The following is a 26,925-nucleotide window of genomic DNA, read 5'->3' as shown; positions in this document are numbered from 1 at the left end:
CATGGGCACCACCACGGCTTCAACCCCTCAACAAATCCTTGAACGCATCAATGTGATGAAGCCATGGCTGGGCGCCGAGGAGGCACAGGCGATTTCCGAGGTGATTGCCTCCGGATGGGTGGCCCAGGGGCCCCGGACCATCGCTTTTGAAAAGGCGTTTGCCGCCCACCAAAAAGTTGATTTCGCGGTTGCCACGTCGAATTGCACCACTGCGCTGCACCTGGCTCTTCTCGTCGCGGGAGTCAGGCCGGGCGACGACGTCCTGGTTCCCTCATTTTCGTTCATTGCCACGGCCAATGCTCCCACCTATGTGGGGGCACATCCCGTCTTTGTTGATGTTGAGAGGTCCACCGGAAACGTTACGGTCGAAACCCTGAAAAGAGGACTAACGGTTGCAACCAGCGCAGTCATTGTCGTGGACCAAGGAGGGATTCCGGTGGATCTATCTCCCATTCGACAATGGTGCGACACGATGGGGCTCAAGCTCGTGGAGGACGCGGCCTGCGGTGCCGGATCAACGTATCAAGGCGAACCGGTGGGATGGGGAGCCGATGTCAGCGCCTGGTCGTTCCATCCCCGCAAATTGCTGACTACCGGGGAGGGCGGGATGCTCACAACCAACAACGAGCAATGGGCCGAGCGAGCACGCGCCCTGCGAGAACACGCCATGGGAATCTCTGCGGCGGAACGGCACTCGGCCGTTGTCGCACCGCAGGAAAGTTACTCCGAGATTGGATACAACTTCCGCATGACAGACATGCAGGCAGCCATGGGTTTGGTGCAGCTGGGCAAACTCGACCAAATGGTCGCCCGGCGCCGAGAACTCGCAGAAAGATACAGGACAGCGCTCGACGAGATCGCCGGACTCAGGCTGGTGCGTGACCCCGGGTATGGCACCTCCAACTTCCAATCGTGCTGGGTCGAGGTGCTTTCCGAATACCCGCTCGATCGCGAGGGCCTTCTGGAACATTTGGGCAAACGGGGGATATCTGCACGCCGGGGGATCATGGCCAGTCACCTTCAACCCGCCTACGCAGGCTCAGCTGCGGCGGAACTGCCGGTGACCGAACGTCTGACCCGGAACACGTTGATCCTGCCCCTCTACCACCAGCTCAGCGACGATGACCAAAAGCGGGTCATCGATGCGCTGGCGGATCCACGGGGGTAGGCTGCCGTGGCACAGGTATTGCTCATTGCCGCCGGGGGATTGGCCCGCGAAACGGCATCCTCCATCATGTCCACCGGCGACCACCAGGTGGTGGGAATGCTCGATGATTCAGAGACATTGTGGGGCAGCAGACTTGCGGGCATGGAAGTCCGGGGCAGCATCGACAGCGCGGCCGAAGGCAGCGAATTGCTACTGGTCTGCGCGGGGGCGGGCACAACGCGGAGAGCAATAGTCAAGCGCCTGCTCACCCTCGGGGTGGGACCCGAGCGTTACGCCACCCATGTAGGGCGCGGCGCGAGCATCGGCAGCGGAACAACGGTGGGACGGGGCAGCATCATCCTGCCGGGTTGCGTGCTTACCTGTGATGTCGAGGTCGGGGAGCACGTGGTGCTGATGCCCAGGGTGGTCCTGACGCATGACGACTGGCTGTCGGACTATGCGACGCTGGCGGCGGGAGTTGTGCTGGGAGGCGGCAGCCGGATAGGTTCCGCTGCCTACCTGGGAATGAATGCAAGCGTCAGGCAGGGACTAGCCGTAGGCGAGGGGGCAACCCTTGGCATGGGCGCGGTGTTGTTGGAGGACCAACCAGCGCACAGTATCTGGGCCGGGAACCCCGCCCGCAGCCTGGAACGGGAAGCACGGAAACCAACCGACAACGATGCGCTACGCGTGTCCTGAGGCTCTTGGGGGAGCGATAGTAATGATGGAAACTTCAAGCCCACGTCACGCGGGTACGGGTGCATTCCAGCCCGACGTGGTTCAACCGCCGCTTCACCATGGGAACGCATCAGGGGGCCGAGGCGCCTGTCCATCGCTGCGTGCGTCATTCAATGCCCCGCAATCGTGCAAGGCCATGAAATCGGGGGCGCTCGCAGACCACCGGAGTTTGTGCCGCGGTCCGGTGAAGCCATGACCATGAAAGCCACGACGCTCGGCGTTCCCCTCGTGGATCTGCGGGCGCAACAAACCGAAATCCAGGACGAAGTCGCTGTGGGTCTGGCCGAGGTCTTTGGCAACACCTCGTTCATTGGCGGACACCAGATAGCCGAGTTTGAACGCGCCTACGCTGAATTCCTCGGAGCAAGGCATTGCATTGCCGCCAGCAACGGGACCGATGCCCTGGAACTGGCACTTCGCGCCGCGGGAATCACCGCAGGCGACGAAGTCATCCTGCCCGCCAACACCTTCATAGCCACCGCGGAAGCGGTCTGCCGGGCCGGGGCGGTCCCCGTGCTGGTCGACGTGGACCCCACCTACCTGCTTATCGACGCTGAAGCGGTCGCCGGGGCCATCACGGGGCGTACCCGTGCGATTATGCCGGTTCACCTCTACGGGCAGAGCGCCTTCGTGGAACAACTTGAACCGTTGGCCGCCGTCCACGGCCTGGCAATCATTGAGGACGCCGCGCAGTCCCAAGGGGCAACGCGAAGAGGCAGGGCCGCCGGCACCATCGGCATGGCTGCTGGAACCAGCTTCTACCCCGGGAAAAACCTCGGAGCTGCAGGTGATGCCGGGGCGGTCATCACGAATGACGCGGCGCTTGCCGAACGGGCCAGGACACTGGGTGCCCACGGAAGCGCCAGCAAGTACGAACATGATGTCCTCGGAATCAATGCCCGGATGGATACGGTTCAGGCGGTCGTTCTCAATGCCAAGCTCAAGCGCCTGGCCGCCTGGAACGAACAGCGCCGGCAGGCCGCGGCCAGGTATGCGGAGATGCTGATGGACCTTCAGGATGTCGTTGCCCCGCGCAGCGCACCGGGTAACGAGGACGTCTGGCATCTGTACGTCGTCCGGGTCCCCGAGCGTGACCGCGTGCTCAAATCACTCAACGAGGCAGGTATTGGAGCCGCGGTCCACTACCCGCATCCCCTGCACCTAACCAGAGCGTTGGAGTCCCTGGGATACCCCGAGGGAAGGTTCGCGGTGGCAGAGCTGGCGGCAACACGTATCCTTTCACTGCCGCTATACCCCCATATCACTGCCGAACAGCAGGGCCGCGTGGTTGAAGCACTGCGTCGGTCGCTATAGGGGGGGTGCATATTCGATGGGCAAGGACACGGCGGGACTGCCTTCCCTCTCCTCACACGATGCTCATCCCATGGCGGCCGAGGTCCCCGGGGGGCTCGCGAGGAACGTCCGCTCGGGTGCGTTGTGGACCGGGGCCAGCACCCTGCTATTGAGGGTCAGCAATATCGTGCTGATGGCCTTCGTCGCCCGGATAGTATCCCCGGAAGAATTTGGCGTTTTTGCCCTGGCCGTAACGGTCCAGGCAGTCCTGGTAAGCGTCGCGGAACTCGGAGTGGCGTCGGCAATCGCCAGGGCAGACATCGACGTAGAAAAGATTGCGCCAACTGTCGTGACGATCTCGGTGGCCACCAGCTTGGTTCTCGGTGCCGTGATGGCGACAGTGGCGGGGCCCCTGGCCAGGTTCCTGGGTTCGCCCGCTGCCGAGGATCCACTGCGCATCTTGGCCATCAGTGTCGCCCTCATCGGCCCGTTTGCCGTTCCCGGGGCACTCTTGCAAAGGAATTTCAGGCAGGATCTGCTTTTCCGGGCCAGTGTTGTGTCCTTCGTGCCGGCCGGCGCAGTATTGGTCCTCATTGCGCTGTCCGGTGACGGTGCGGCAGCCTTCTCGTGGTCTCGAGTCGTCGGTCAGCTGGTAGCCGGGGTCATCATGATGGCGTGCGTGGGCAAGAACTACCTGCCTGGGTTCAACAAGGTATACATGCGCCCTCTGCTGCAATTCGGCATTCCGCTGGCGATGGCAAATATCCTCAGCCAACTTCTGTTGAACTTGGACTACATTTTTGTCGGCAGAATGATGACGCCGGCCGATGTGGGCGTTTACATGATGGCATTCAACATTTGCATGTGGTCCACCGCTGTCATAGGGGCCATGCTGAATGGAATAGTGCTGCCGGCATTTTCGTCGGTCCGACGTGACCACGGATCGATTAACGCCGCGCTGGTAGAGGCTGTTCGTACCGTGGCCCTCGTTTCAATGCCGATTGCGGTTTTCTCGGGAGTGTTTGCCACGCCAATCGTGACGACAATCTATGGCGGGCAGTGGTCTGCGGCCGGCCCCGTGCTTGCCGTGCTTTCGCTCTACGGCGTGGTGTCCGTGATGGGGTTGCTCTTTGCCAACATCATTATTTCCACCGGCAGAACCCGCGTGTTGTTCACCGTACAAGTGGTGGCCTTGGTGGCGCTGATTCCGGCCCTTTACGCCGGCATACACTTTGGCGGTCTGGTGGGGATTGGAATCGCCCACATCAGCGTGGTCAGTGCTGTTACGCTGCCCGCCTACCTTCGTGCCGTGCGCAAGTCCACGAATGCAAAATTATCCCTGGTGCTTGGAGCTGTTCGTCGACCTGCCCTGGCAGCATTGCTTGCCGGCGCTTGCGCATGGTTGACGACCTCCACGATGGACAGCGACGGCTGGAAATTGGCAATAGGCGGATGTCTCGGTGCAGCGGTCTATTTCGCGGTAACCGTTCGGCTGTGGTCGAGCGCCTTCCGCCTTGGGTCCAGGCGGAAAGCAGCGTCCGGCATCGACGACGAGGGAGCAAGCTGACATGGTGAAGGTTCTTGTCCAGATCAATAGCCTGGCGTTGGGGGGAACACAGATCAACGCCGTGGATCTAGCAGCCGAGCTCAAGAAGTTCGGCTTTGAATCGGTACTGGTGGGGCCACGGGATACGATCCCCGACGGCCCGTCGCTGTTCGAAATTGCCCACGAACGGGGCGTCGAGGTGGAAGTCTTTGACCGTCCGAGCACTACATTGCGAGGTGCGGTGACGATGTCGAGGCTGGCACGCCGGCATGGTGCAGCAATGGTCCATGTATACGGGTCATGGACCGCACGGCCAGCGTGGTGGGGCCCGTGTTTTGGTGGACGCCGCCCGCTTGCGCTGACCATCTACGAAATGGCTGTCGATCCGCAAACCCCCAAGAGCCCGGCCTTGATTGTCGGGACCCGATATCTTCTGGAAGAACTGGCCGATCGCCGGTCGGGGGTGAAGCTCATCAGTCCACCCGTAGACACAGATCGTGATGATGGAACCACGGTGGATCCACGGGATTTCCTGGACGGGCACGGGATTGCGCCAGATCGATTGCGGATCGTGATGGTAAGCCGACTTGATGAAGACATGAAGGCTCGCGGCGTTGAACAAGCGATTGCTGCAGCGGACCGGATTGCGGACTCTGGGATCGTGCTGGTGATCGTGGGGGCAGGTGACGCATTTGCTCGACTCGAAAGACAAGCCGTTGCGGTCAACCAACGCCATAGACGCCAGGTTGTTGTCATGGCAGGGCCCCTGGCAGACCCTCGCCCGGCATACTCAGCGGCGGACGTGGTCATCGGTATGGGTGGTTCCGCGGCGCGTGCGCTGTCTTTTGGCAAGCCGCTGATCGTCGCAGGAGAGTTCGGCTGGTATACGACCTTTACCGAGCAAAACGCCGATGAATTGTTTAGAAATAGTTTCTGGAGTGATTCCATCATGGACGCCCCGGTGGATCGGCTCGTTTCCTCCTTGGAAGACTTGCTGTCCGACCCCGAGAAGCGCGACGCACTTGGAACCTACGGACGTGATTTTGCCGTCGGGCGATTCGGATTGCGTGCCATGGCCGCCGAGCTTGCCGACGTCTATGTGCTATCGCTGAAGCAGTTTGGGTTTCTTGTTTGGTCGAGGGATCTTTCTACCGAAATGTCTAGCTTTTTGCATCGGATAGGGGCGACGATGGAAGCAGTCCTGCGCGGCGGAAAGAGACTTGGGGTGTCTACCCACGTAGCGACTATGAATACTGGGGGAAAAAAATGAGAATCGGATTGCTGTATCCGGCACGTGATCCATTGGATCCAGGAAACTGGTCCGGGACACCTGCCGGTTTGGCGAAGGGACTTTTAGACAACGGGGTTGATGTAGTTCCCGTCGGAGCCAAGATTCCACATGGCATCCACGAAGCGGTGGCACTACTTTCTCGCATGACCGGAAGACGTGGCGCGGTTGCGGATCGGATGCAAGTCCGACAATGGGCCCGCACCCGGGCACTGTCAAGGAGCCTGGACCTGGCCGGTGACCTCGACGCCGTCCTGGCCATGGGAACAGAAATGTACGATTTGTCCGCTGTGCTCCGTGGAAGATCTCTTTGCCTCACCTACGATGACGGCACTTTCAAACAAATGATTGACCACCCGGAATCGGATATCAGCCAAGCGGGTTTTCCCCGGTCCCATGTGGACCGGTGGATTCGTCGGCAAGCGGCCTCCTGCAGTGTCGCGAGCCTGTGCTGCACCAGTACAAAGTGGGCGGCTGCGTCAGTCGAATCTGACTATGCGGTTTCACGGGACCAAATTGCGGTGGTAGGCATGGGTCATCGACCACGTACCGCCAGTAGTGAAAAGCGGGATTGGTCCAAACCTCGGTTTCTGTTTGTGGGAATTGACTGGCAACGAAAGAACGGCGCTGCTGTCTTGGCGGCATTCGAAAGGGTGCACCGCATATTCCCCGATTCCACCCTAAATTTGGTGGGGGAGCATCCCCGGATTGATGCCTCGGGTGTGGTTGGACATGGACTGATCCCACGGGGCGATTCACAGGGGCAGAGGCATCTTGACGGACTTTATGCCACGGCTACAGCTTTCGTGCTCCCTAGCAGGTTTGACCCGTCGCCCATCTCGTATCTCGAAGCAGCATCGGCTGGGCTGCCTGTCATTGCCACGGCCGTTGGCGGCGCGGGTGAACTTCTGGGGCAAGGCGCGATCACGGTGGATCCAACAAACCCAGCCGAAATCGAAACCGCCATGCTTCGGCTCTGCCAGCCGGAAGTGGCCAGGCGTCTCGGCGCGGAAGCGGCTCAGGCCGCGGCATCGTCGAGATGGGCTGACGTGGCTAGCAGGATAATTGCCGAGGTGGAAAGGTTGGGCGCCAGACCCGTGGGGACGGGATTCAACCGATCGTCACCTGGTTACAGCCCAGGGAGAGCGGGGCAGCAGACATGAGGCTTTTTCAATCGCTCAACCGGGCGATCCTTGGCTATCAAAATGCAGCCGACAGGCGTTGGCGCATCCCGCCTCGAATCACTGTTCTCCCGGCAGCAGTAGCACCCACTGTCTATTATCTTTCGCCCGCCGAACGCTCTCCGAGTGGGGGGGTCAAGGTGATTTACCGTCACGTAGAAATGCTTAACCACATGGGCATCGACGCCGCGGTATTACACCCGGAACATGGATTCACTTGTGACTGGTTTGAACATAATGCACCGGTGATTTCAGCCAAGGACATCAAATTTCATGCGAACGACATTCTGGTGATTCCCGAGTGCTACGGTGTAGGGCTTCACACGCTTCCGGCAAATATGCGAAAAGTTGTCTTCAACCAGGGGCCGCACCATACATTCGACCAGATCGATTTCGATGCAACAGAATCCGGGGCGCCATACCGGGGCGTCCCTCACTTGGAAGGCATCCTCACGGTATCCCAGGATGGTGCGGATCTGCTCAAATACGCATTTCCTTGGATGGATGTTTCCGTGGCCCGAAACGTCATCGATCCAATCACCTTCAGGCTGCGCGAGGAGTCGGCCCCCCGTCGGATCAGTTACGTGCCGTCGAGACGAGAAGCCGAACTGGACCAAGTTCTTCACGTTCTGCGTGCCAATGGGGCAATGACGGCGGGCGGTTGGCAGGTCGAACGGATTCAGGGTCGTTCCGAGACGGAGATGGGGAATATTCTGCGGCGCAGTTCCATCTTCATGAGCCTGAGTGACCGTGACGGCTTCGGGCTTCCGCCGGCCGAGGCAATGGCGACCGGTTGCTATGTCGTTGGTTATGCCGGTGGAGGGGGCAACGAGTTCTTTGACCCGGCCTACTCCCGACAGGTCATTGATTCCACGGGACTGGTCAAGGAAATGCTGGCCGCAATGAACCTGAATGATCAAGAACGGGAAGAATACGGTATCAAGGCGGCGTCCCGGATCCGCAACCATTACACCCAGGACGGGTTGCGAGACGACCTGGGGCGATTCTACGGGCGACTGTTATGAAACGCCGCCAAAAAGGGGTCATGATCTTCTGCGCCGTTGTTGCCGTGCTTTTCGCCGTTTCTTGCACGGCAGAGAAAACGGTGCCTACCCCGCCGAGGGAATCAGATGGACCGGCGCAGCAGCTCGAGTTCGGCAGCCTGTTGGACCTTCCGTTATTGCCTTGGGAAGGGGGCGCCGAGTACTGGGCTCAATTCCCAAAAACCAAAAAGGCGGAATGGGACAATCCGGGATTCTTTCCGATAGTGCTCTGGTACAACGGCCTAAGCACGAATGAAGAGGCAATCTATGACAAATCCTTGGGTTTCAATTCCTATATAGGCATGTCGGATTCGACACCCTATCGGCTATTCGAGGACAACGACGTTTATTGGATTGGTCCACCGCTCAATGCATCCTTCACCGAGGAAAGCAAAAATTGGGTCGGGAATTTCCTTGGCGATGAAGTGGACGGCAGATTCTCACCAGAAGAAGGCCACGCCGAACTCGAGAGCGCCAAGATGGGTCTGGAGGGGAGTGGCCGGTTCGACTATGCCAACTTCACACAAATTGTAATGGGCAAGGATATGAAGGCCGAGGACTCGGAAAGGTACGTCAACGAATACAGCGACGTCGCGTCGATAGATATGTATTGGTACACCGTTCCATTCTGTGACTGGGAACCATCTCCCGTTGAGTACCTGACACCGGTGGATTCCACGAACTGCCGGAGCGCGTCGAGCTACGGCAAGACCATGGATTCGCTGCGGGCGCGTGACCTCACTGACGGCGCCTTGCAACGCATGTGGCAGTTTGTGGAGATTCTTAATGGCGGCCCAGGCGAAGACCAGGCATTTGTAGCCAACATCAAGCCGGGAGAATTGCAGGGCGCAGTGATGAACTCGATAATTCACGAGGCCCGCGGGTTGGTGTACTTTAACCAGAGCCTGAACGGAGATTGCACCGGAGGGTCCCTGGTGCGCCAAACCATGGTGGACCCCGAATTTTGTGCAAAGGACCAAGTCGCAGCAGCAGGCGAAATCAACAACAAGATCCACGAGCTGGCACCGGTACTCAATACGCAGACACATGTGCACGATTTTGGCGAAGGGCTGGACACCATGCTAAAGGCCAAGGATGGGTTTGCATACATATTCGCAATGCTTGACGACAATCCTGACCCGGGAATCCGAACGTTTGAGATGCCCTCTCAGTTGCGCGGGAAACCTATTGAAGTCTTGTTCGAGAACCGATTGCTTTCACAAGATTCCGCTGGAAAATTCAGCGACACATTCGAAGAAGAATATACCTACCACATCTACAAGGTGAAGTTATGAATTCAAATGTCGATCACGTCCTTTTGACGAGATTCAATTTGCCTTCCAAAGGACCTGAGAGTTTTATTCGTGCCCGTGACGGTTGGTTGTCCAACCGCGTTTCACTGTTCGAGCGGTATTGCCTCCCCTCGGTAAAGTCCCAGACGAGCAGTAATTTTCATTGGATTGTCTACTTTGACCCGGAGTCGCCTGCTTGGCTCCACGAAAAGATCCGTAACTGGTCTTCGGACGGACTGATCACCGCGATCTTCCGGGAAGTCGTGGAGAATGACGAGCTCATCAGCGATATTCGGGCAGTAACCGGCGCCCGTCATGAGCAACTGCTCAGCACCAATCTCGACAACGATGACGGCCTGGCCGTTGACTTCGTGGAACGCTTGCAACGTGCGCGTCCTGCGTATCCCCGCTCTGCAATTTACTTGGCCCGAGGCCTCATAAAGAGCGGAGACCGCCTTTACAGTCGCACGGACCACAATAATGCGTTCTGTTCCGTCCGCGAGGATTGGGATTCCGCAGTGACTTGCTGGGCAGACTGGCACAACCTGTTGGGTAGGCAAATGCCCGCCGTTGAAATCAGGGGCGAGGCCGCCTGGCTGCAGGTGATTCACGATCTGAACGTCAGCAACCGTGTCCGTGGGCGAAGAATCGCGGCGGGACCGTACGTCCACTTGTTTGAAAGAATGCTCGATGACGTGGCTGATCCAAGGAACGCGGAGATCGTTGTTGACAATCTATGGCACTTGCCGAAGCGGCAGCTTAGGGATGCCGCACGATCCACAATCAAGAACATGACTCTGCAAGTAGTAGGGAAGGAGGGCCTGGACGATCTGAAGAATCGTCTGCAAAGAGTTCAAAAATGATTTCTATTCAATGACTTGACTGGGGAGTCCGAAAATGATTCATGATGCGAAAGAAATGGGAACGGGCAGCATGTGCCTTGCGTTGACATCGAGAACAGGGCGGCGAAATGTTTTTGCATGATTTGGCATTTGGCCTTCTTCGCCGCTGGTACCTGGTGCTCTTTGGATTGCTCGTAACAGGCGTCGGTAGTTATTACCTGTTCCAAGTTGTTCCCGTCACGTATGAAGCAACTTCAAGTGTCGTCCTGGTTCCACCCGCGACCGCTGTCATTGAAGGGGAAAACCCCTACCTCTATATGGGTGGACTCGACCAGGCGCTGAGCGTCCTAACTGTGCGGATGAGTTCACCAACGGTTGCTGATCCGATCTTGCATAAACGCTCGGACCTCAATTACACCATCGGGCAGGATCAGAACACGGCCGGACCGATCATGCTCGTAGGCGCCGAAGCAGGTACGGAGGAAGAAACGCTAAAGGTTCTGGGGCAGGTGGTCAAGGTGATCCCCGAGAACCTGAAGTTGTTGCAGGATCAACTTAAGATTCCGAAAAATGCTCGCATCACGGCAATGACGATTGTTATGGACACCACCGCCGAGGAAGTCAACAAGAAGCAGATGAGGGCTGTCTTGGCAGGCGGGGCTGCCGGAATGGCGATCACGGTATTGGGGACCGGGTTGATTGACCGAATGATCACCCGACGAAGGGCCCGAAGGGCCCACGGTGCCGGCGGTCGGGTAAGAAAAACAAAACTAGTTGCCACGAATGAAACGCCGGAAACGGTGGACGGTGCCAATCGGGAGTCGAACCCCGGCGAAGTGCCGGGTGAGTTGCTCAGGCTGAGGCCCGGAAACCGGACGGAATCCCCAAGAGCCGCGTTGGATCGTCCGGAGCCAAGCGCCGACGGCAGCAATGTTGCGTCGGGAAAAGATGATTTGATCTCTTCTTCGATCGAGCCGTAAGGCGTGAAAACCCAGTGGAAAAGACTCGCCCAGCTGCCGGGCTCTCACTGCGCCGCATAGTTCCGCCAATGGATGCGGTCACCGTGCTGACGCTATTTTTCGTGGTTCTTTTTTTCATACCTTCCGACAGGCGGATCGGGGCGCTGGGCGGTGCCGGTTCGCTCGCCACCCTCTTCGGTTTGGGTGGATTGCTGTGGTGGTGTTGGCACCAACTTCGCCACGGCGACGAGATGTCGGCCCGGGGCATTCAATGGGTGCGCATTGCGGCATTCTGCTTCACTGGCGCGGTGCTGGCCAGCTACGCAAAATCGGCGTTAACCTCGCTGCCCCAAACGGAGGCGAGCGTTGCCGACATGGGGATTCTTAGGGTCGCGGCATTGCTTGGGATCATGTTGGTGGCCAACGACGGCGTTCCCAATCCTGACCGCTTCATGACCTTGATGCGTCGGTTGTGTTTGGTTGCAGGTCTCTACGCGACGCTGGGACTGATTCAGTTCTTTAGTGGACTGAGCATTGTGGACTCGATCCAGATTCCGGGGCTGTCGTCAACCGGCGTGGCAGGGATCGACGATCGTGCCGGGTTCGCACGGTCCGAGGCAACTGCGATGCATCCTCTGGAATACGCCACCGTCCTTGCAATGACACTTCCTTTCTGCCTCACCTTTGCAATATACGACAGGCGACGGTCCGTGCTGATCCGGTGGTATCCGGTGGCGGCTATTACCTTTTCATCGGTACTTTCGGTCACCAGATCGGCGCTGATTGGCGTTGCTGCGGTATTTGTGGTCCTTTTCCCCACCTGGCCCACTGCGTTCCGGAAGGGGATAGCAATCATGTTGGGGCTTGCATTGGTGGTGGTTTACTTTGCGGTACCCGGCATGGCGGGGACCATCGTGGGGATGTTCGTCGGCGACGACACCAGCGTCAGCTCGCGAACAGGCAGCTACGACGCTGTCTTGGAGTTCGTCTCGGTCAGCCCGTTCTTCGGCAGGGGATTTGGCACTTTCTTGCCGTCGTATCGAATCCTGGACAACCAGTATCTAGTGACGTTGATTGAGATAGGAGTAGTGGGGCTGCTGGCGTTTTTGGCATTGCTGGGGATGAGTCTGGCCGTGGCGATGAGTGCGCGGAGACATTACCGGGAGCCGGTCATACGCGGGATGGGGATGGCGCTGGTGGCGTCGATGGTTGCCGGCGGACTACTTTCGGCATTTTACGACAGTTTCGCTTTCCCGCAGGCATGCAACATGATTTTCCTTATATCAGGAATGAGTGGAGCATATATGAATATCCGCCATGTTCCCGATAGTGCTGGTTCGCCGGACAAGTCGATGGCTGCATCGTGAATACTTTTCAGAGAATCGGCATCCGCATAAGAGATAAGGGAAGTGTACTCTTAAGGCGGTGGTATTTGGTTCTGATCACAATACTTTGTATGTTGCCACTCTTCTCCGCCGCACATGCTTCCTCGGGTGTCTTTTACGCCAGCGCGGACATCTTGTTCTTGCCGCCGCCGGCGGCGGTCGGCGGAAATACCTTGCGAGCCGATCCCGGACGAACCGTGTACTACGCTGCGCTGGTTGAACGCCAGTTCAATGGGGAAGACCCCGTCAAGGTGCCACGCGGAACGTCTGCGCCACTTTACGCTTCGGGCATTCGCGAAGGCCATGCGGTCTACCTTCCGAACGCCGGTGGACAGTGGCAGACAAATTTCAACAAACCAGCAATAACCATCGAAGTTGTTGGGGAAAACAGCGCGGATGTTCAGCACGAACTCGACAGGATTGTCCTCAGGCTCCAGGATCTGGCCGTTACCCCTCAAAAGAGTCTTGGCGTCAAACCTGAAGCGTTCATATCGACTGAGCTGTCTCCGGAGACGCCTAGCATCGCCCACGTCGGCGTCCGCAGCAGCAGAGCGGAAGTCGCCCTGCTATTGCTGACACTTGGGTTGAGCGTTGCTGCGGCACACGTCGGAGACCGCCTGATCAATCATGTGAAACGGCGGAGAAAGGGACGCCTTTTGTCAGCCCCGAGATATGTTCCCCCTGGAATTGGCCAGGGCTCGTTGAATGGCATGACGGAAGCCCAGTAGACGTCCTCCGGGAGACTGTCGGGCGTACGATACGGGAATTTTCCTGGCATGGGGACGAGGCTGGACCAGTGGAAATCGACGCGGATCTGGAATTTCGGAACCACCGGTCGACTGTTGGTGATGGTAGTTGTGGCTCTGCCGCCGCGGGTCCACTGGGGGGCCCGGAGCGGGCAGCGGAGACTCGGACCGAGCATTGAAGGGTTCCCGTGGAATGGGACAGCGCCGCCATGGTTCTACCTCTGACGGCAAGATCCGCAGTGTCATTAGGCCGCCGTTCACAAGACCTGTTCTGCATTGTCACAGTACAAGTAAATGCGAGCTGAGCTATCCGTTAGCGGCTTGAATCGTCCCTTTCCCAAGGTCGAACAGAACGTTTTCCCGTCTTCACTGCACGAATGCGGCCGGCAAAGACAAGCGAGGCGTAGACCCCTGCGTCGACTGCCGAGAATGGTCCGGAAACCGAAGCCATCAACTGGGTAAGGGATCGAAGCGTCCCCCGCGATCTATCCTCCGACCCGGTGCGCACTGTTGCCACCAGCTCGTTCTGTCCGCGGTAATTTCGACCCAGAACGTGCAGCAGCGACGTGGCGGTGCGAGGAGTGAAGACCCGGACCGGCGGTGACAGGAGAATCCGCTTTTCCTCGGCCGAAAACTGGAGGTCCACATAAAGGTCATCCGCGGTGAGCTCCGGGAATTTATCGAACTTCTTGCGTCCGGCTTCGCTCATGCCATAGGCGCCGGCTCCCCACAGGGCCTCGTTGGTTGCCGGCATCCGGCGGCGGGCTCGGTAGAACGCGCGGACCAGCCACGATGCACCGACGGTGTCGTATTCGAATGCCGGCCGTGCAGAAAGCGCTTCGGGCCGCGACAAGTAGTCGAAGGTCATGCGCAGGGCAGATGGCGTGATGCCGATGTCTGCGTCCAGGTACAGGCGGGGGAATACCGTGGTTTCACTGTCTGCCAAGTTCAAGGCAGCAACCTTTGAAGGTATTTGTGATTCCAGGACCTTGACACCTGCAAAGCCCCGGGCGATCTCCGCGGTGTCATCGGTGCAGCCGTTGCAGGCGACAATCACCTCGATGGCGCCACTGGCGGCCAACCCGGCCAGAGGCGCCAAGGTCCGCGCGATGACCGAAGACTCGTTGTGTGCAGGAATGATGACAGCTCCCGGCGGAAAGCCAAATGTGCAGCCGGGTTCCTGCGTTGCGCGGGGTAGTTCGCTCCAGCGTTGTTCGTTGGAGACAAGGCTGAAGATCCCGCGGTGGCCTGGCCTGGCGGAACGCAGCGCCTCGTGTAGGACCACCACGGACTTGAACGCGGAGGCGTACCGGGCAGACCGGTGCTTGCGGACGTATCGGACGCGGTTGGCCGCCATGAGCGCATTGAGGGCGACCGAGGCACCGGAGCCTCCCATGTGGTGCGTCATGACGGCTTCGGGTTCATACCAAATGGTTGCACCGGACTCCCTGGCACGCCGGAAGTAGTCTGTCTCCTCGGAGTATAAGAAGAACTGTTCGTCCCAGACGCCTAGACGCCTGTCCAGCCCGGCATCGATCAACAGTGCCGCGCCAGTGGCCCAGTCGACCTGGTGCGGGTGGGCGTAGCACTCCGGATTGAATTCCATCTCCGACGTCCAGACTGGGCGCTGCGGAAGCCGCTCGCCCAGGAGCGCATCGCCCAGGGCGCGGCCAAGGGAAGGCTCCCGGCGAAGGGAAGGATAGGTCTTGCCGTCGCCCTGCAGGAGGCGTGGAACCACGATGCCGGCACCCGAGATGACGAGCCGCTCCAGCATTGCGGCGATGGCTCCGGTGCCCACTGTCAGATCGGGATTCAGGACCAGCACGGCCGAGCAATCCCCGGCAAGGAACCGAACCGCATTGATCCCCCCGGCGTAGCCCAGGTTCGATTCCGTGGACACCGCAATGACATCCGGATGGGCTTGGAGACGTTCCAGCGTTCCGTCCACGGAACCGTTGTCGGCCACGACAACGCGCAGGGCCAATGTGAGCGCCTCCCGGCGAAGACTGAGCATCAGGTCATCAATCGTGTCCTCGTTGTTGTAGGTAACCACCAGGACGGTCACATCGGCGCTGTCGTGACGACCGACGAAACTGGCCAGCGGAGCGTGGGACCGTATGGTTTCCACCTGCGGCTGGACACTGTCGATGACTGGCTCATCGTCTGCAAGAACGCTGCTGTCACGACGGATCTTTAGCAGGCCGGGCGGGTCGTCGACCAGATAGCGGCGGGCCATCCGCCGGGGTTCCGCGGCTAGCCTCCAAGCCCACTCCAGCCCCCTGTCGCTAACCCAGGTTGGTGCACGCCTTACCGCCCCGGCCAGGAAATCCACCACGGCACCGAAAGCGAGGAGGGTCTGTGCTCCGGTCAGCGTCCCGTAGGCGGCCATCCATAATTCCTGGCGCGGCTTTCCCAACCCCACGACCAGGATGTCGGTGTCGGTTCGGTGGATCGCATTGGCCAGCGCCACGGAGGCATCGTGGTCCTCCAACTCGGTGCGTGCCGGCGCCCAGAAGCCGCTGACCTGAAGCCGCGGTCGGTGCTCCGCCAGGGTGCGCGAGAGTTCGTCGTGGATTTCGGCCGATCCTCCCAAGAAGCCTACGGACAGTCCGGTCCGCTCCGCCTCGTTCAATATCGGCCCGATCAGGTCGCTGCCGGCCAGACGCGGCCAGCTGCCGCCGGTGAGACGGTTGGACTGGGCAACCAGCGGCGCACCGTCCAACAAGGTCAGCCACTCCATATCGGGCGTCCTGTCTCCGGAAGGGGCATTGGCCTGCAGGAGGCGCAGTGGTTGCGTGGGCCTGAGGGAATCGCCTAGCACCCCATGCCAACGGCCGCCGGCACCGAACTGGACGACGTGGTCGAGATTGGCCGATACAACTGACAAGGGCCTCGTGCGGTCCTGTCCGGCCGAGCGGCCGGAAGTTGAATGGTCGATGATCCGGGCCACCGCGTCTTGCCGCTGAAGCAGGTCGACGACTATGCCTGCCAGATCTACGCGTCTGTATTCAGATGACATGGTCCTGCCCTTCCAAGTCCGGGGTGCGGCGTTCGGTTCCATGGCCATGCGGAAGCCGCGCCCTCGAATGGCCTAGTGCGCGAAGCCGGCGTCCGGGACGTCCGCCTGAGAGATTCGTTCCAAACCGTGCGCGGCCACGCGATAGCGACTTCCGCTGATTGGACATACCCAATGGTCGCCATCCGGATGCAAGGGATGCCCCGCCTCTCCGACCCAGCCGACTTGGCGTGCCGGGACCCCCACGACGATGGCGTGGGCCGGCACATTGCGGTTCACCACGGCACCCGCGGCGACCATAGCCCAGGGCCCGACGGTCACCGGAGCGATGCACACCGCCTGGGCACCGATCGAAGCCCCCTTGCCAACGGTCACGCCGACGGATTCCCAGTCGTTGGGGCTCTTGAGCGAGCCGTCCGGATTGATTGCCCGTGGAAACAGGTCGTTGGTCAATACCGCCGCCGGACCGATGAAGACGCCATCGGCCAAGCGGGCGGGTTCGTAGACCAGCGCGTAGTTTTGTACCTTGCAGTTGTTCCCCAGCCTGACCTCGGGCCCAATATACGCCCCGCGCCCGATGCTGCACCCCTTGCCCAGGACTGCGCCTTCGCGCACTTGAGCCAGATGCCAGATCTTCGTGTCAGCGCCGATTACCGCTTCCGGCGATACATCGGCGCTGTTTTCAATGCGAGTCATTTATTTTTCCCCCAATGCATGGGCCCGAGATCAGGCTCACGAAGTATCCCCCCAAAAGCTATGTGACACTTCTAGTAGTGACGTTAGGGGCGGTTAGGGGTGCTTTCAATATCGGTTGCCCAAAGTGAGTGCTAATTGGGTGGCCCCGGACTCGTGAACGCGTAATTTACGAGTGTCGTGGCGGTTGCCACTGGTCGAAGGCGGACTTTGCCGCCCGTTGACCCGCAACGGCAGCCTCGGGGCAGGCCTTGTCTGAAAGGTTGAATAACCCGCGGGCGGCGGATAGTCTCTATCTCACTCGGGCCATGGGGGACCGGGGCTTGCCGTGAATTTGGGGAAATTACGTCATGGGGTTCTTACGTCGCAGCGCTAAACGAAAAATCATGGCAATAGTCGCGTTCCTGGGTTTGGCGGTGCTGACCGGCGGTTCTCTGGTCTATGCACAGGCAACACGCGGAGCGGAAATCGTTTCACATTTCCCCCGAGATGGCGCGGAATCCGTTTCGCATGCAGCCGCGGTGGTCGCATGGCTGGATAGGCCGATAGCCAGCGAGCCCGGCGGGCTGGACCTGATGTTATACGACCAGCGGGGAATGTCGGTTGAGGGCGATCTCGAATTGGGCGGTGACCGCAAATCCATCATTTTTGAACCGTCGAGGGCCTTGGAGCCAGGTAAATATGTGGCTTCGGTACGGGACAAGGAAACCACCAACGAGTCAACGGATCTGACTACATGGTCCTTTTTCGTGCCCGACAAGACCCCGATTTCCGAGGGCCCCGGCGGCTCGATCCTGCTGATCCTCGATGAAGATCATGAATTCTCCGCGAACCTTTCCGAGATCCTCCGCTCCGAGGGGCTGAACACCTTTGAAACCATTTCAATTGACGACGTGTCGCCAGCGATCCTCAAATCCCACGAACTGGCAATTCTGGGTGCCGGGACAGTGGCAGCGGAAAAGGAGGACATGATCGCCCACTGGGTCGAAAATGAACACGGAAATCTCGTTGCCATGAGCCCGACGGGGAGGATTGCCGATCTTGCTGGCGTGACGCACCTGGGTCCGGGCCCGCGCGATGGATATGTTCAGGTGGACACGGCGCAAGCACCAGGCTTGGGCATTGTCGCCGAACCCATTCAATTCCACGGAGACTCGGTGATCCTTGGGCTGGAGCAAGGTACCCGCGCCATCGCCTGGCTCAGGGAAACGGAAAACGATCCGGGTGGACCGCCCGCCATAACCCTGAAATCGGGAAACGACGACCGCGGCTCCGTTGCCGCGTATTCCTTCAACCTTGCCAAATCCACGGCGCTCACGAGGCAGGGAAACCCTGACTGGGTGGGGCAAGAACGCGACGGCATTGCGCCCATCAGGTCCAACGACTTGTTTTTTGGTTCCAAGGGCAAGGACTACCTGGACCTGTCGAAGGCGCACATCCCCCAAGCCGACGAGCAAATGCGGCTATTCTCCAATTTGATCGGCTACATGAACCAAGACAACGGGCCGATGCCCAAGTTCTGGTACTTCCCGAAATTCGCCAAAGCCGTCCTGGTCATGGCATCGGACGACCACGGAACGCCCAACGGGACAGCGAAGACTTTCGAGCGGCTGAACGAGCTCAGCCCCGAGGGCTGCTCCGTTGAGCATTGGGAGTGCTTTCGGGCGACCTCGTGGTTGTATTCAAACTCCGGCCTCGGTTCGGAGGCTGCCAAGACCTACACCGACCGGGGATTCGACATCGGCGCCCACGTCACCACGGGCTGCACGGACTGGAACGCTCGGTCACTGATGCTGGCCTTCTCGCAATCCCTGGGTGAGTTCCGAACAAGATATCCGGAACTTCCGCCACAAACGGGAAACAGGATGCATTGCATCGCGTGGAGCGACTGGTCTTCGCAGGCAACCGCCGAGCGCAGCTGGGGTATGCGCATGGACATGAACTACTACTACTGGCCCGGCGACTGGGTCCGGGGGCGAGCCGGCTTCATGACCGGGTCCGGGATCCCCATGCGCTTCAGCGACCCCGAGGGGCGGCTAATAAATGTCTACCAACAGGAAACTCACCTGGTCGATGAGGTCTTTGCATCGAATCCACGGGCGGTGGAGCGGCTCCTGGCTCGGGCAACGGGGCCCGAAGGGTTCTACGGGGCGTTCGGGACCCACTACGACTTCAGCAACGAATTCGATGTCGAGCTGATGGACATAGCGATCCGCAACTCCGTTCCGATGGTTTCGGCCAAGCAACTTTTGGAATGGGCGGATGCCCGCAACGCATCGAGTTTCGCCAGCATGCACTGGAACGGCGGCAAGCTTTCGTTTGAACTCGACGTTGACCCCGGGACCCACGGAATGCTCAAGACCATGATTCCGACCGGTTCCGTCGACGGCTCGCTGACCGGGATCCGGTCCCGGGGAGAGGACATCGACTTCATGGTCGAAACGGTCAAGGGCGTCGAATACGCAGTCTTCGATGCGGCCAGTGGGTCCTTCGAGGCGACCTACAAATAGCCGCGGCGCACCGGGAACACTTGGAAAACCGTCATGCGACGGACGGGCCCGCTACTCGGACGGCGCGTCGGCCTGTCCCTCGCGGAGACCCGGTTCCTTGCGCAGGCCGGTCAGGCCATACCAGGCCAGGTTCACCACATGGGCGGCAACCGTTCGCTTGTCGGGGTGCCGGGCATCCAGCCACCACTGGGCGGTCATGGCGACCATGCCCACGAGCATCTGTGCGTATATCGATCCGTCCTCGGAGCTGAACCCTCGGCGGGAAAACTCGTCGGCCAGGATGTGCTCGACCTGCTCCGTCACCTTGGTCAACAGCGTGGAGTACGTGCCTTCGGGCTGGGACGGCGGGGCATCGCGCACCAGGATGCGGAAGCCCTCGGTGCTGTCCTCTATATAGGTCAGCATCGCAAGCGCGGCCTTCTCCAACAACACCCGTGAAGAGTCGTCACCGGAAAGCGACTCCGTGATGCGGCCCAGCAGTTCCCGGTATTCGTTGGTGACCACTTCCATGTAAAGCGCTTCCTTGGAACCAAAGTGCTCATAGACAATGGGCTTGGACACACCGGCCGCGCGGGCGATTTCCTCGATCGTGGTTCCGTCAACGCCCCGCAAGGAGAACAGCTGGCGGGAGATATCGATCAGCTGGAGTCGTCGTTGTACTCCGGTCATTCGCGTGCGCGGGCGTGCGGTGGGGCTCATAGGCATCATGGTAAGCACAGGAGCGGCATAAACCATGCCAAGTCACCGTGGTGTGAACGGAGGATTAACGCGCCGCCGTCCCTGAAGTCGCATCGATGCCTCCAGTCGTGGCAGAATAGTTCACTGTGCCGGTGAGGCAAGCTCAGCGCACATTCCGCCCTGGTGTAATGGCAGCACCCCAGCCTTTGGAGCTGTGGAGTATAGGTTCGAATCCTATGGGCGGAACGCACCACTCATTGAAAATCCCGGTGTTCTCCCGGGATAGAATGATGAGGCCTGGCCCGGCCGGTCCGGCTAGCCAAAGTACAGGGGAGTACCAATCTTGAGCGTTCACGCCAACGCACCAGCCGCTGTCATCGTTCTCGCCGCAGGCGCGGGAACCCGAATGAAATCGGCAAAACCCAAGATCCTGCATGAAATTGGCGGCCGTTCCATGGTGGGGCACGCCCTTGCCGCAGCGGAGGGCCTCGAACCCGAAACGCTCGTGGCCGTGGTCCGCTTTGAACGCGAACGCGTTGTCGAGCACCTCCTGCAGGTCAAGCCGAACGTCGTCATCGCCGACCAGGATGAAATTCCCGGCACCGGACGAGCCGTGCAATTGGGTCTCGAGAAGCTGGACCCGGCCCTTGAAGGCACCATCGTTGTCACCTACGGCGATGTTCCGCTGCTGACCACTGAACTGCTCTCCGAATTGGTTGCAACCCACGACGCCGAAGGCAACGCCGTCACGGTGCTCACCGCACTGTTGGATGACGCCACCGGATACGGTCGCATCCTGCGCGCCGAGGACGGCACCGTCACCGGCATTCGCGAGCACAAGGATGCCAGCGACGAAGAGCGCGCCATCCGCGAAGTGAATTCCGGCATCTACGCCTTTGACGCGGAGGTCCTGCGCTCGGCACTGGCCGAGGTCACCACCGACAACGCGCAGGGTGAAATGTACCTGACCGATGTGCTGGGCATTGCCCGGTCCACGGGGGGCCGCGTGGCGGCCGTCGTCACCGAGGACGCCTGGCAGGTCGAAGGTGCCAACGACCGCGTCCAGCTGGCCGCGCTTGGCAAGGAAATGAACCGCCGCATCCTGGAAAAGTGGATGCGCGCCGGGGTCAGCATCATCGACCCGGACAGCACCTGGATCGATGTCGAGGTCGCCCTGTCCACCGATGTCACCATCAAGCCGGGCACACAGCTGCATGGGACCACCGCCATCGGCACCGATGCCGTCGTCGGCCCGGACACCACGCTGACCAACACCCAGGTCGGACGCGGCGCCAAGATCGTCCGCTCGGATGTCACCGACTCGGTCATTGCCGACGGCTCGTCGGTCGGCCCCTTCGCCTACCTGCGCCCCAAGACCAACCTTGGCCCGGACGCCAAGATCGGCGCCTTCTACGAAACCAAGAACATCGTCGTGGGCCGCGGCTCCAAGCTCTCGCACCTGGGCTACGCCGGGGATGCCGAAATCGGCGAATACACCAACATCGGCTGTGGCAACATCACCGCCAACTACGATGGCGTGAACAAGCACCGCACCGTCATCGGCTCGCACGTACGCACCGCCTCCAACACCGTGTTCGTCGCCCCCGTGAGCATCGGGGACGGCGCATACACGGGAGCGGGAGCCATCGTGCGCAAAAACGTTCCGGCGGGGGCCCTTGCGCTTTCCGTGGCTCCGCAACGCAACACCGAGGGCTGGACGATTTCCAAGCGTCCCGGTTCCCCGGCCGCGGAGGCCGCATTCAGGTCCGCACTGGATTCAGGCGCAACCGCCGAATCCGCGGACCAGGTCAAGTAACCCTCCACATCATTTCCGATCCCCGTCCGAGCGAGAAAGCGATCCCATGAGCGAACTGAGCCATAACGTAGATAAGAAGCTGGTGCTGGCTTCCGGGCGTGCCCACCCCGAGCTTGCCGAAGAGGTGGCAGCGGCCCTCGGGACCGAGTTGCTTCCGATGAGTGCCTACGACTTCGCCAACGGCGAGATCTACGTCCGCTCCGGCGAATCGGTGCGAGGCAAGGATGTCTTTGTCATCCAGGCCCACCCGGCGCCGCTGAACAACTGGCTCATGGAACAGCTGATCATGGTTGACTCCATGAAGCGCGCCTCGGCCCGTCGCGTCACCGTCGTGGCCCCGTTCTACCCCTACGCCCGACAGGACAAGAAGGGCCGCGGGCGCGAGCCGATCTCCGCCCGGCTGGTTGCCGACATGTTCAAGGTGGCAGGCGCCGACCGCATCATGAGCGTTGACCTGCACACCGCGCAGATCCAGGGCTTCTTCGACGGCCCGGTCGACCACCTCTTCGCCATCCCGCTGCTGGCCGACTACATCCGCAAGGTCGTCGGGGACGACCCGGTCACCGTGGTTTCCCCCGATACCGGCCGCGTCCGCGTTGCCGAGCAGTGGGCCGAGCGCCTCGGCGGCGCGCCGCTGGCCTTCGTGCACAAGTCCCGCGACCTGACCGTCCCGAACCAGGCGGTTTCCAAGACCGTCGTCGGCCAGGTCGAGGGTCGCACCTGCGTGTTGATCGATGACATGATCGACACCGGCGGAACCATCGCCGGAGCCGTGAAGGTGCTGAAGGACGCCGGCGCCAAGGACGTCATCATTGCCGCCACGCACGCCGTGTTCTCCGACCCGGCCGCGCAGCGCCTTGCCGAATCGGGAGCCCGCGAGGTCGTGGTGACCAACACGCTGCCGATCCCGGAGTCCAAGCGCTTCGACTGCCTGACCGTACTGTCGATCGCACCCTTGCTGGCCCGTGCCATCAAGGAAGTCTTCGAAGACGGCTCGGTCACCAGCCTCTTTGACGGAGACGCCTAGGAGCCCGTCCCACGGGACCTTGGCTTGATGCCGGGCGCCGCTGCTGCTCCCCTGACGGGAGCCGCGGCGGCGCCCGCTTCCATGGGGGCCGAAACGGTGGAACGCCGACGATTTCCGTCGGGCACCCGGGCCCTGCTAAAATATTGACTTGTGCCCAGGCGAGGGAACCCCATGAAAATGGGGGTCCGTTATCGACGAGGCTAGAAACGCACTACGCGTCCTTCTCCTTAGAGGGAATCGGATGATGTTGCTTCTAGGCCCGAGCGGGGCAGGAACCAATTAATCATCTTCCACAAGGAGAACACCATGAGCAACATCATCACGCTTGACGGCGAACTGCGTACCGACTTCGGCAAGGGCGCCGCACGCCAGGCCCGCCGCGCCGGCAAGATCCCTGCAGTGATCTACGGCCACGGCACCGACCCGGTCCGCGTCCTCCTGCCGGCCGCCGCCACCACCCTTGCAGTCCGCGGCTCCAACGCCCTGCTGAACATCTCGGTTGACGGCGAAGACACCATCACCCTGGTGAAGGACATCCAGCGCCACGCACTGCGCCAGACCGTTGACCACCTTGACCTCCTGATCGTCAAGAAGGGCGAAAAGGTCATCGTTGAGGTTTCCGTCCAGGTCCAGGGCGAACTCACCGCCGGCTCCACCCTTTCCCTGGACCACGCGGTCATCGCCGTCGAGGCCGAGGCAGTTGCCCTTCCGGAGCACGTTGTTGCCAACGTCTCGGGCCTGGCCGCAGGTACCCAGATCCTGGCCTCGGACCTGGTTCTCCCGGAGGGCACCGCCCTTGCCATCGACGGCAGCGTCGTCGTTGCAACGATCGATGCCGCTGTTTCGGAGACCGAAGAGGAATCGGCAGCTTCCGCCGAGTAATTTCTTGAATTTGGTTGTCGCATGACTAGCGAAACCTGGCTCGTAGCCGGGCTCGGAAACCCCGGGCCCGGCTACGCGCATAACAGGCACAATGTTGGCCAGATGGTCGTCGACGAGCTTGCCTCCCGCATCGGGGGAAAGTTCAAGACCCACGGCTCCCGGGCGCAGATCCTCGAGGGACGCATGGGTATCGGGGGACCCAGACTCGTTCTGGCGAAGCCGATGACCTACATGAATCTTTCGGGCGGCCCCGTCGCCAATCTGGCAAAGTTCTTCGGTATCGATCCCGCACACGTCATTGCCGTGCACGACGAGATCGACATTCCCTTTGACACCGTCAAGGTCAAGCTCGGCGGCGGCGAAGGCGGCCATAACGGGCTGCGCGACATCTCCAAGGCCCTGGGCACCAAGGACTACCTGCGCGTGCGCGTGGGCGTGGGAAGGCCTCCCGGCCGCATGGAAACAGCGGATTACGTGCTGAAGGACTTCTCCAAGGACGAAAAGAAATCCCTTCCGTTCCTGACCGATGCGGCGGCTGACGCCGTGGAGGAATTGATGAACCACGGGCTGGAAATCGCGCAACGCAAGTTCAATCTCTCCTAGCGGGCTCAGGGCTTCACGCCGCGGGCTGCTGGCGCCGATGAAGTTCGTTGGCGCTTGGTTGCGCACGCCATGTGTAATTTGTTCAACAATCAAGCGCCTCATACAGTGATCAAGTGCCAGTTGGCCCCAAGACCAGGGGCCGGTAGCGGGCGGCCTCCGAGACTGGGCCACCCCCATCCCGCTATCGGCCCCTTTTTTGTGCCATTTCCCTGTCGAATTCGAATTGGTAAGGGTCGACTTATGTGCCGCGGCGGCCCGAACGTGGGAGAATTAGCGAAGCAAATGATGCCGTAATCACGAATCGCACCATGGAATATGCCGCAGGTTGCGCGGCGGAGAACCAATGCGGCGTGGTCGGCATGAAACGAACTTCGGAGGTTCCCAACGTGTCCAGTGCATTGCCCACGACGCAAGATACCCTTCCCAAGCGCCTGGATGACGTCGAGGTCGCGCGGTTGCGGGCAGACTTCCCCATTCTGGGTCGCAATGTCAACGGTGTCCCGTTGACGTATTTGGATTCCGGGGCCACCTCGCAAAAGCCCAGCTGCGTGTACGAGGCCGAGCAGCACTTCTACGAGAACTTCAATTCGGCGGTCCACCGCGGTGCCCACTCCCTGGCCGTAGAGGCCACCGACATCTTCGAGCAGGCCCGCACCGACGTCGCCGGGTTCATTGGCGCCAAGGACAACGAGGTCGTCTGGACCTCAAACGCCACCGAGGCGCTGAACCTCATCACGTACTCCTTCGGCAATGCCAGCGCCGGCCTTGGGGGAGAGGTAGCACGACGCTTCGCGCTCGGCGCGGGGGACGAAATCGTCGTCACCGAGCTTGAGCACCATGCCAATTTGATCCCATGGCAGGAACTGGCGCTGCGCACCGGCGCGACCCTCAAGTACATTCCCGTCGACGAATCAGGCGCCCTGCGCATGGATCTTGCCGACTCGATCATCACCGCGGCCACCAAGGTCGTGGCCTTCACCCACGTCTCCAACGTGCTGGGCACGGTAACCGATGTGTCGGCGCTGGTGGCCCTGGCCCGCAACGTCGGGGCGCTGACGGTCCTTGACGGCTGCCAGTCGGTTCCACACCTTCCCGTCGACGTCAAGGCGCTCGACGTCGACTTCATGGCGTTCTCCGGGCACAAGATGCTTGGCCCCACGGGGATCGGCGGACTGTACGGCCGCGCCGCGCTGCTCGACGCCATGCCGCCTTTCCTCACGGGAGGCTCCATGATCACCTCGGTGACCATGGAGAAGGCCGAGTACCTGCCTGCCCCGATGCGCTTCGAGGCCGGCACCCAGCGGATCTCGCAGGCCCACGCCCTGGCCACCGCCGTTTCCTACCTGCGCGAAGTGGGCATGGACCGCATCGCGGCCTGGGAAGAGCACCTGGGGGATCGGATGCTCACCGGCCTGGCCGCGATGCCCGGAGTCCGTGTTCTGGGCCCGGACCGGGGTGTCGCGCGCATCGGCACCGCACCGTTCGTGGTCGAAGGCGTGCACCCGCACGACGTGGGACAGTTCCTGGATTCGCGCGGCATTGCGGTGCGCGTGGGCCACCACTGCGCCCAGCCGCTGCACCGGGCATTGGGCGTTGTCTCCAGCACCCGGGCAAGCAGCTACCTATACAACACCACCAGCGACGTCGACACCCTGCTCAATGCGGTGTCGGATGTGCGCGGATACTTTGGAGTCGGCAAGTGAACGATCTGGACCAGCTGTACCAACAAATCATTCTGGACCATGCCAAGGCCAGGCACGGCGCCGGGCTGCTCGAGGCGCCGGACGGCGTGGCTCACGGCGAATCGATGCAGCACAACCCCGTGTGCGGGGACCACATCCAGCTGCGCGTCCAGGTCGAAGGCAGCGTCGTGAAGAACGTTTCCTGGGAAGGCGACGGCTGCTCGATCTCCATGGCCTCCGCGTCGGTCCTCAGTGAACTGGCCACCGGTATCGAACGCGAGGAGTTCATGGCCATCCTCGACGAATTCCGCGAACTGATGCGCTCGCGCGGCGCCCGGGCCGGGGACGAGGAAATCCTGGGCGACGGAGCGGCCTTTGCCGGGGTGTCCAAGTTCCCCGCGCGCGTCAAGTGCGCGATGCTCTCCTGGGTGGCCGCCGAGGCCGCCCTGCTGGCCGCCAACGAATAGCGGAACGCACCCATAAACAACAGAGCCGGATTGGCTTGCCCGGGATTTCCCGGCCAAGCCAATCCGGCTCTTCTGGTGTGCGGCGTCCCCG

Annotated in this window: 22 protein-coding genes and 1 tRNA gene; 20 read left to right on the top strand and 3 right to left on the bottom strand. The window is 60.8% G+C overall.

Annotated features, from left to right (window positions below):
• The first annotated feature begins 1 nt into the window (after position 1).
• The 12 genes from AC6CHY_RS16260 to AC6CHY_RS16205 all read left to right on the top strand — a co-directional run bounded on the left by AC6CHY_RS16260 (position 2) and on the right by AC6CHY_RS16205 (position 13,442).
• Entirely contained in the window at positions 2-1,168 is a 1,167-nt protein-coding gene (locus AC6CHY_RS16260) for a DegT/DnrJ/EryC1/StrS family aminotransferase (protein ID WP_498227395.1), read from the top strand.
• Between the two features lie 6 nt (positions 1,169-1,174).
• A complete protein-coding gene (locus tag AC6CHY_RS16255; RefSeq protein ID WP_498227394.1) occupies positions 1,175-1,846 on the top strand; it encodes a PglD-related sugar-binding protein in 672 nt (223 codons plus the stop codon).
• Between the two features lie 231 nt (positions 1,847-2,077).
• The gene (locus AC6CHY_RS16250; protein WP_498227393.1) at positions 2,078-3,199 is read left to right on the top strand and encodes a DegT/DnrJ/EryC1/StrS family aminotransferase; all 1,122 of its coding nucleotides are present in this window, start codon (positions 2,078-2,080) and stop codon (positions 3,197-3,199) included.
• A gap of 70 nt (positions 3,200-3,269) precedes the next feature.
• A complete protein-coding gene (locus AC6CHY_RS16245; protein WP_498227392.1) occupies positions 3,270-4,745 on the top strand; it encodes a lipopolysaccharide biosynthesis protein in 1,476 nt (491 codons plus the stop codon).
• Position 4,746: 1 nt separating this feature from the next.
• Positions 4,747-5,994: a glycosyltransferase family 4 protein gene (locus tag AC6CHY_RS16240; protein ID WP_498227391.1), complete on the top strand. Its 1,248-nt coding sequence runs from the start codon at positions 4,747-4,749 to the stop codon at positions 5,992-5,994.
• The gene (locus AC6CHY_RS16235; RefSeq protein ID WP_498227390.1) at positions 5,991-7,175 is read left to right on the top strand and encodes a glycosyltransferase family 4 protein; all 1,185 of its coding nucleotides are present in this window, start codon (positions 5,991-5,993) and stop codon (positions 7,173-7,175) included. Before AC6CHY_RS16240 ends, AC6CHY_RS16235 begins: the two co-directional genes overlap by 4 nt.
• Before the next feature lie 191 nt (positions 7,176-7,366).
• Positions 7,367-8,218, top strand: coding sequence for a glycosyltransferase (locus tag AC6CHY_RS16230; protein WP_498227389.1), 852 nt, complete (start codon positions 7,367-7,369; stop codon positions 8,216-8,218).
• A 20-nt stretch (positions 8,219-8,238) separates the two neighbouring features.
• A complete protein-coding gene (locus AC6CHY_RS16225; RefSeq protein WP_498227388.1) occupies positions 8,239-9,531 on the top strand; it encodes a hypothetical protein in 1,293 nt (430 codons plus the stop codon).
• Positions 9,528-10,391: a glycosyltransferase gene (locus tag AC6CHY_RS16220; RefSeq protein WP_498227387.1), complete on the top strand. Its 864-nt coding sequence runs from the start codon at positions 9,528-9,530 to the stop codon at positions 10,389-10,391. Before AC6CHY_RS16225 ends, AC6CHY_RS16220 begins: the two co-directional genes overlap by 4 nt.
• A gap of 107 nt (positions 10,392-10,498) precedes the next feature.
• A complete protein-coding gene (locus AC6CHY_RS16215; protein ID WP_498227386.1) occupies positions 10,499-11,350 on the top strand; it encodes a YveK family protein in 852 nt (283 codons plus the stop codon).
• A 68-nt stretch (positions 11,351-11,418) separates the two neighbouring features.
• Positions 11,419-12,696, top strand: coding sequence for an O-antigen ligase family protein (locus AC6CHY_RS16210; RefSeq protein WP_498227385.1), 1,278 nt, complete (start codon positions 11,419-11,421; stop codon positions 12,694-12,696).
• Complete coding sequence (locus AC6CHY_RS16205; protein ID WP_498227384.1) at positions 12,693-13,442, top strand: hypothetical protein; 750 nt, start codon at positions 12,693-12,695, stop codon at positions 13,440-13,442. Before AC6CHY_RS16210 ends, AC6CHY_RS16205 begins: the two co-directional genes overlap by 4 nt.
• Before the next feature lie 331 nt (positions 13,443-13,773).
• Here the strand turns inward: AC6CHY_RS16205 and AC6CHY_RS16200 are convergent, their stop codons facing one another.
• The gene (locus AC6CHY_RS16200; RefSeq protein ID WP_498227383.1) at positions 13,774-16,200 is read right to left on the bottom strand and encodes a WecB/TagA/CpsF family glycosyltransferase; all 2,427 of its coding nucleotides are present in this window, start codon (positions 16,198-16,200) and stop codon (positions 13,774-13,776) included.
• A 351-nt stretch (positions 16,201-16,551) separates the two neighbouring features.
• On the bottom strand, positions 16,552-17,172 hold the full coding sequence (locus AC6CHY_RS16195; RefSeq protein WP_498227382.1) for an acyltransferase: 621 nt from the start codon (positions 17,170-17,172) through the stop codon (positions 16,552-16,554).
• A 383-nt stretch (positions 17,173-17,555) separates the two neighbouring features.
• Here AC6CHY_RS16195 and AC6CHY_RS16190 point away from each other — a divergent pair, with 383 nt between their 5' ends.
• Complete coding sequence (locus AC6CHY_RS16190) at positions 17,556-19,679, top strand: Ig-like domain-containing domain (protein WP_498227381.1); 2,124 nt, start codon at positions 17,556-17,558, stop codon at positions 19,677-19,679.
• A 51-nt stretch (positions 19,680-19,730) separates the two neighbouring features.
• Here AC6CHY_RS16190 and AC6CHY_RS16185 read toward each other — a convergent pair whose 3' ends face one another.
• Complete coding sequence (locus AC6CHY_RS16185; protein ID WP_254455978.1) at positions 19,731-20,378, bottom strand: TetR/AcrR family transcriptional regulator; 648 nt, start codon at positions 20,376-20,378, stop codon at positions 19,731-19,733.
• A gap of 153 nt (positions 20,379-20,531) precedes the next feature.
• On the opposite strand from AC6CHY_RS16185, the gene AC6CHY_RS16180 reads away from it, so the two are divergent.
• The 7 genes from AC6CHY_RS16180 to sufU all read left to right on the top strand — a co-directional run bounded on the left by AC6CHY_RS16180 (position 20,532) and on the right by sufU (position 26,834).
• Positions 20,532-20,603 (top strand) — tRNA-Gln (locus tag AC6CHY_RS16180).
• Positions 20,604-20,700: 97 nt separating this feature from the next.
• A complete protein-coding gene (glmU, locus tag AC6CHY_RS16175; protein ID WP_217388697.1) occupies positions 20,701-22,173 on the top strand; it encodes a bifunctional UDP-N-acetylglucosamine diphosphorylase/glucosamine-1-phosphate N-acetyltransferase GlmU in 1,473 nt (490 codons plus the stop codon).
• Positions 22,174-22,219: 46 nt separating this feature from the next.
• Positions 22,220-23,200 carry a ribose-phosphate diphosphokinase gene (locus tag AC6CHY_RS16170; protein WP_217388698.1) on the top strand — a complete coding sequence of 327 codons (981 nt, stop codon included), beginning with the start codon at positions 22,220-22,222 and terminating at the stop codon, positions 23,198-23,200.
• 306 nt (positions 23,201-23,506) lie between these two features.
• The gene (locus AC6CHY_RS16165) at positions 23,507-24,082 is read left to right on the top strand and encodes a 50S ribosomal protein L25/general stress protein Ctc (protein ID WP_217388699.1); all 576 of its coding nucleotides are present in this window, start codon (positions 23,507-23,509) and stop codon (positions 24,080-24,082) included.
• A gap of 21 nt (positions 24,083-24,103) precedes the next feature.
• A complete protein-coding gene (pth, locus tag AC6CHY_RS16160; protein WP_217388700.1) occupies positions 24,104-24,685 on the top strand; it encodes an aminoacyl-tRNA hydrolase in 582 nt (193 codons plus the stop codon).
• Positions 24,686-25,044: 359 nt separating this feature from the next.
• Positions 25,045-26,388, top strand: a complete 1,344-nt coding sequence (locus AC6CHY_RS16155; RefSeq protein WP_498227380.1) for a SufS family cysteine desulfurase — start codon at positions 25,045-25,047, stop codon at positions 26,386-26,388.
• The gene (gene sufU, locus AC6CHY_RS16150) at positions 26,385-26,834 is read left to right on the top strand and encodes a Fe-S cluster assembly sulfur transfer protein SufU (RefSeq protein WP_217388702.1); all 450 of its coding nucleotides are present in this window, start codon (positions 26,385-26,387) and stop codon (positions 26,832-26,834) included. Before AC6CHY_RS16155 ends, sufU begins: the two co-directional genes overlap by 4 nt.
• Positions 26,835-26,925 lie beyond the last annotated feature (91 nt).

This window comes from Paeniglutamicibacter sp. GQ140 (genome assembly GCF_059759235.1).
Note: the sequence above shows the minus strand (reverse complement) of the source record. Positions and strands in the feature narration are given on the sequence as shown.

Bases quoted from the DNA above. Each gene is read 5' to 3' on its own strand.
- AC6CHY_RS16260 (WP_498227395.1), top strand. From the start codon at position 2: ATGGGCACCACCACGGCTTCAACCCCTCAACAAATCCTTGAACGCATC.
- AC6CHY_RS16220 (WP_498227387.1), top strand. From the start codon at position 9,528: ATGAATTCAAATGTCGATCACGTCCTTTTGACGAGATTCAATTTGCCT.
- AC6CHY_RS16170 (WP_217388698.1), top strand. From the start codon at position 22,220: ATGAGCGAACTGAGCCATAACGTAGATAAGAAGCTGGTGCTGGCTTCC.
- AC6CHY_RS16185 (WP_254455978.1), bottom strand. From the start codon at position 20,378: ATGAGCCCCACCGCACGCCCGCGCACGCGAATGACCGGAGTACAACGA.
- AC6CHY_RS16245 (WP_498227392.1), top strand. From the start codon at position 3,270: ATGGCGGCCGAGGTCCCCGGGGGGCTCGCGAGGAACGTCCGCTCGGGT.
- pth (WP_217388700.1), top strand. From the start codon at position 24,104: ATGACTAGCGAAACCTGGCTCGTAGCCGGGCTCGGAAACCCCGGGCCC.
- AC6CHY_RS16200 (WP_498227383.1), bottom strand. From the start codon at position 16,200: ATGGAGTGGCTGACCTTGTTGGACGGTGCGCCGCTGGTTGCCCAGTCC.
- AC6CHY_RS16190 (WP_498227381.1), top strand. From the start codon at position 17,556: ATGGCAATAGTCGCGTTCCTGGGTTTGGCGGTGCTGACCGGCGGTTCT.
- AC6CHY_RS16215 (WP_498227386.1), top strand. From the start codon at position 10,499: ATGTTTTTGCATGATTTGGCATTTGGCCTTCTTCGCCGCTGGTACCTG.
- AC6CHY_RS16165 (WP_217388699.1), top strand. From the start codon at position 23,507: ATGAGCAACATCATCACGCTTGACGGCGAACTGCGTACCGACTTCGGC.
- AC6CHY_RS16230 (WP_498227389.1), top strand. From the start codon at position 7,367: ATGGGCATCGACGCCGCGGTATTACACCCGGAACATGGATTCACTTGT.
- AC6CHY_RS16235 (WP_498227390.1), top strand. From the start codon at position 5,991: ATGAGAATCGGATTGCTGTATCCGGCACGTGATCCATTGGATCCAGGA.
- AC6CHY_RS16240 (WP_498227391.1), top strand. From the start codon at position 4,747: ATGGTGAAGGTTCTTGTCCAGATCAATAGCCTGGCGTTGGGGGGAACA.
- AC6CHY_RS16195 (WP_498227382.1), bottom strand. From the start codon at position 17,172: ATGACTCGCATTGAAAACAGCGCCGATGTATCGCCGGAAGCGGTAATC.
- AC6CHY_RS16210 (WP_498227385.1), top strand. From the start codon at position 11,419: ATGGATGCGGTCACCGTGCTGACGCTATTTTTCGTGGTTCTTTTTTTC.
- AC6CHY_RS16250 (WP_498227393.1), top strand. From the start codon at position 2,078: ATGACCATGAAAGCCACGACGCTCGGCGTTCCCCTCGTGGATCTGCGG.
- AC6CHY_RS16225 (WP_498227388.1), top strand. From the start codon at position 8,239: ATGATCTTCTGCGCCGTTGTTGCCGTGCTTTTCGCCGTTTCTTGCACG.
- AC6CHY_RS16155 (WP_498227380.1), top strand. From the start codon at position 25,045: ATGAAACGAACTTCGGAGGTTCCCAACGTGTCCAGTGCATTGCCCACG.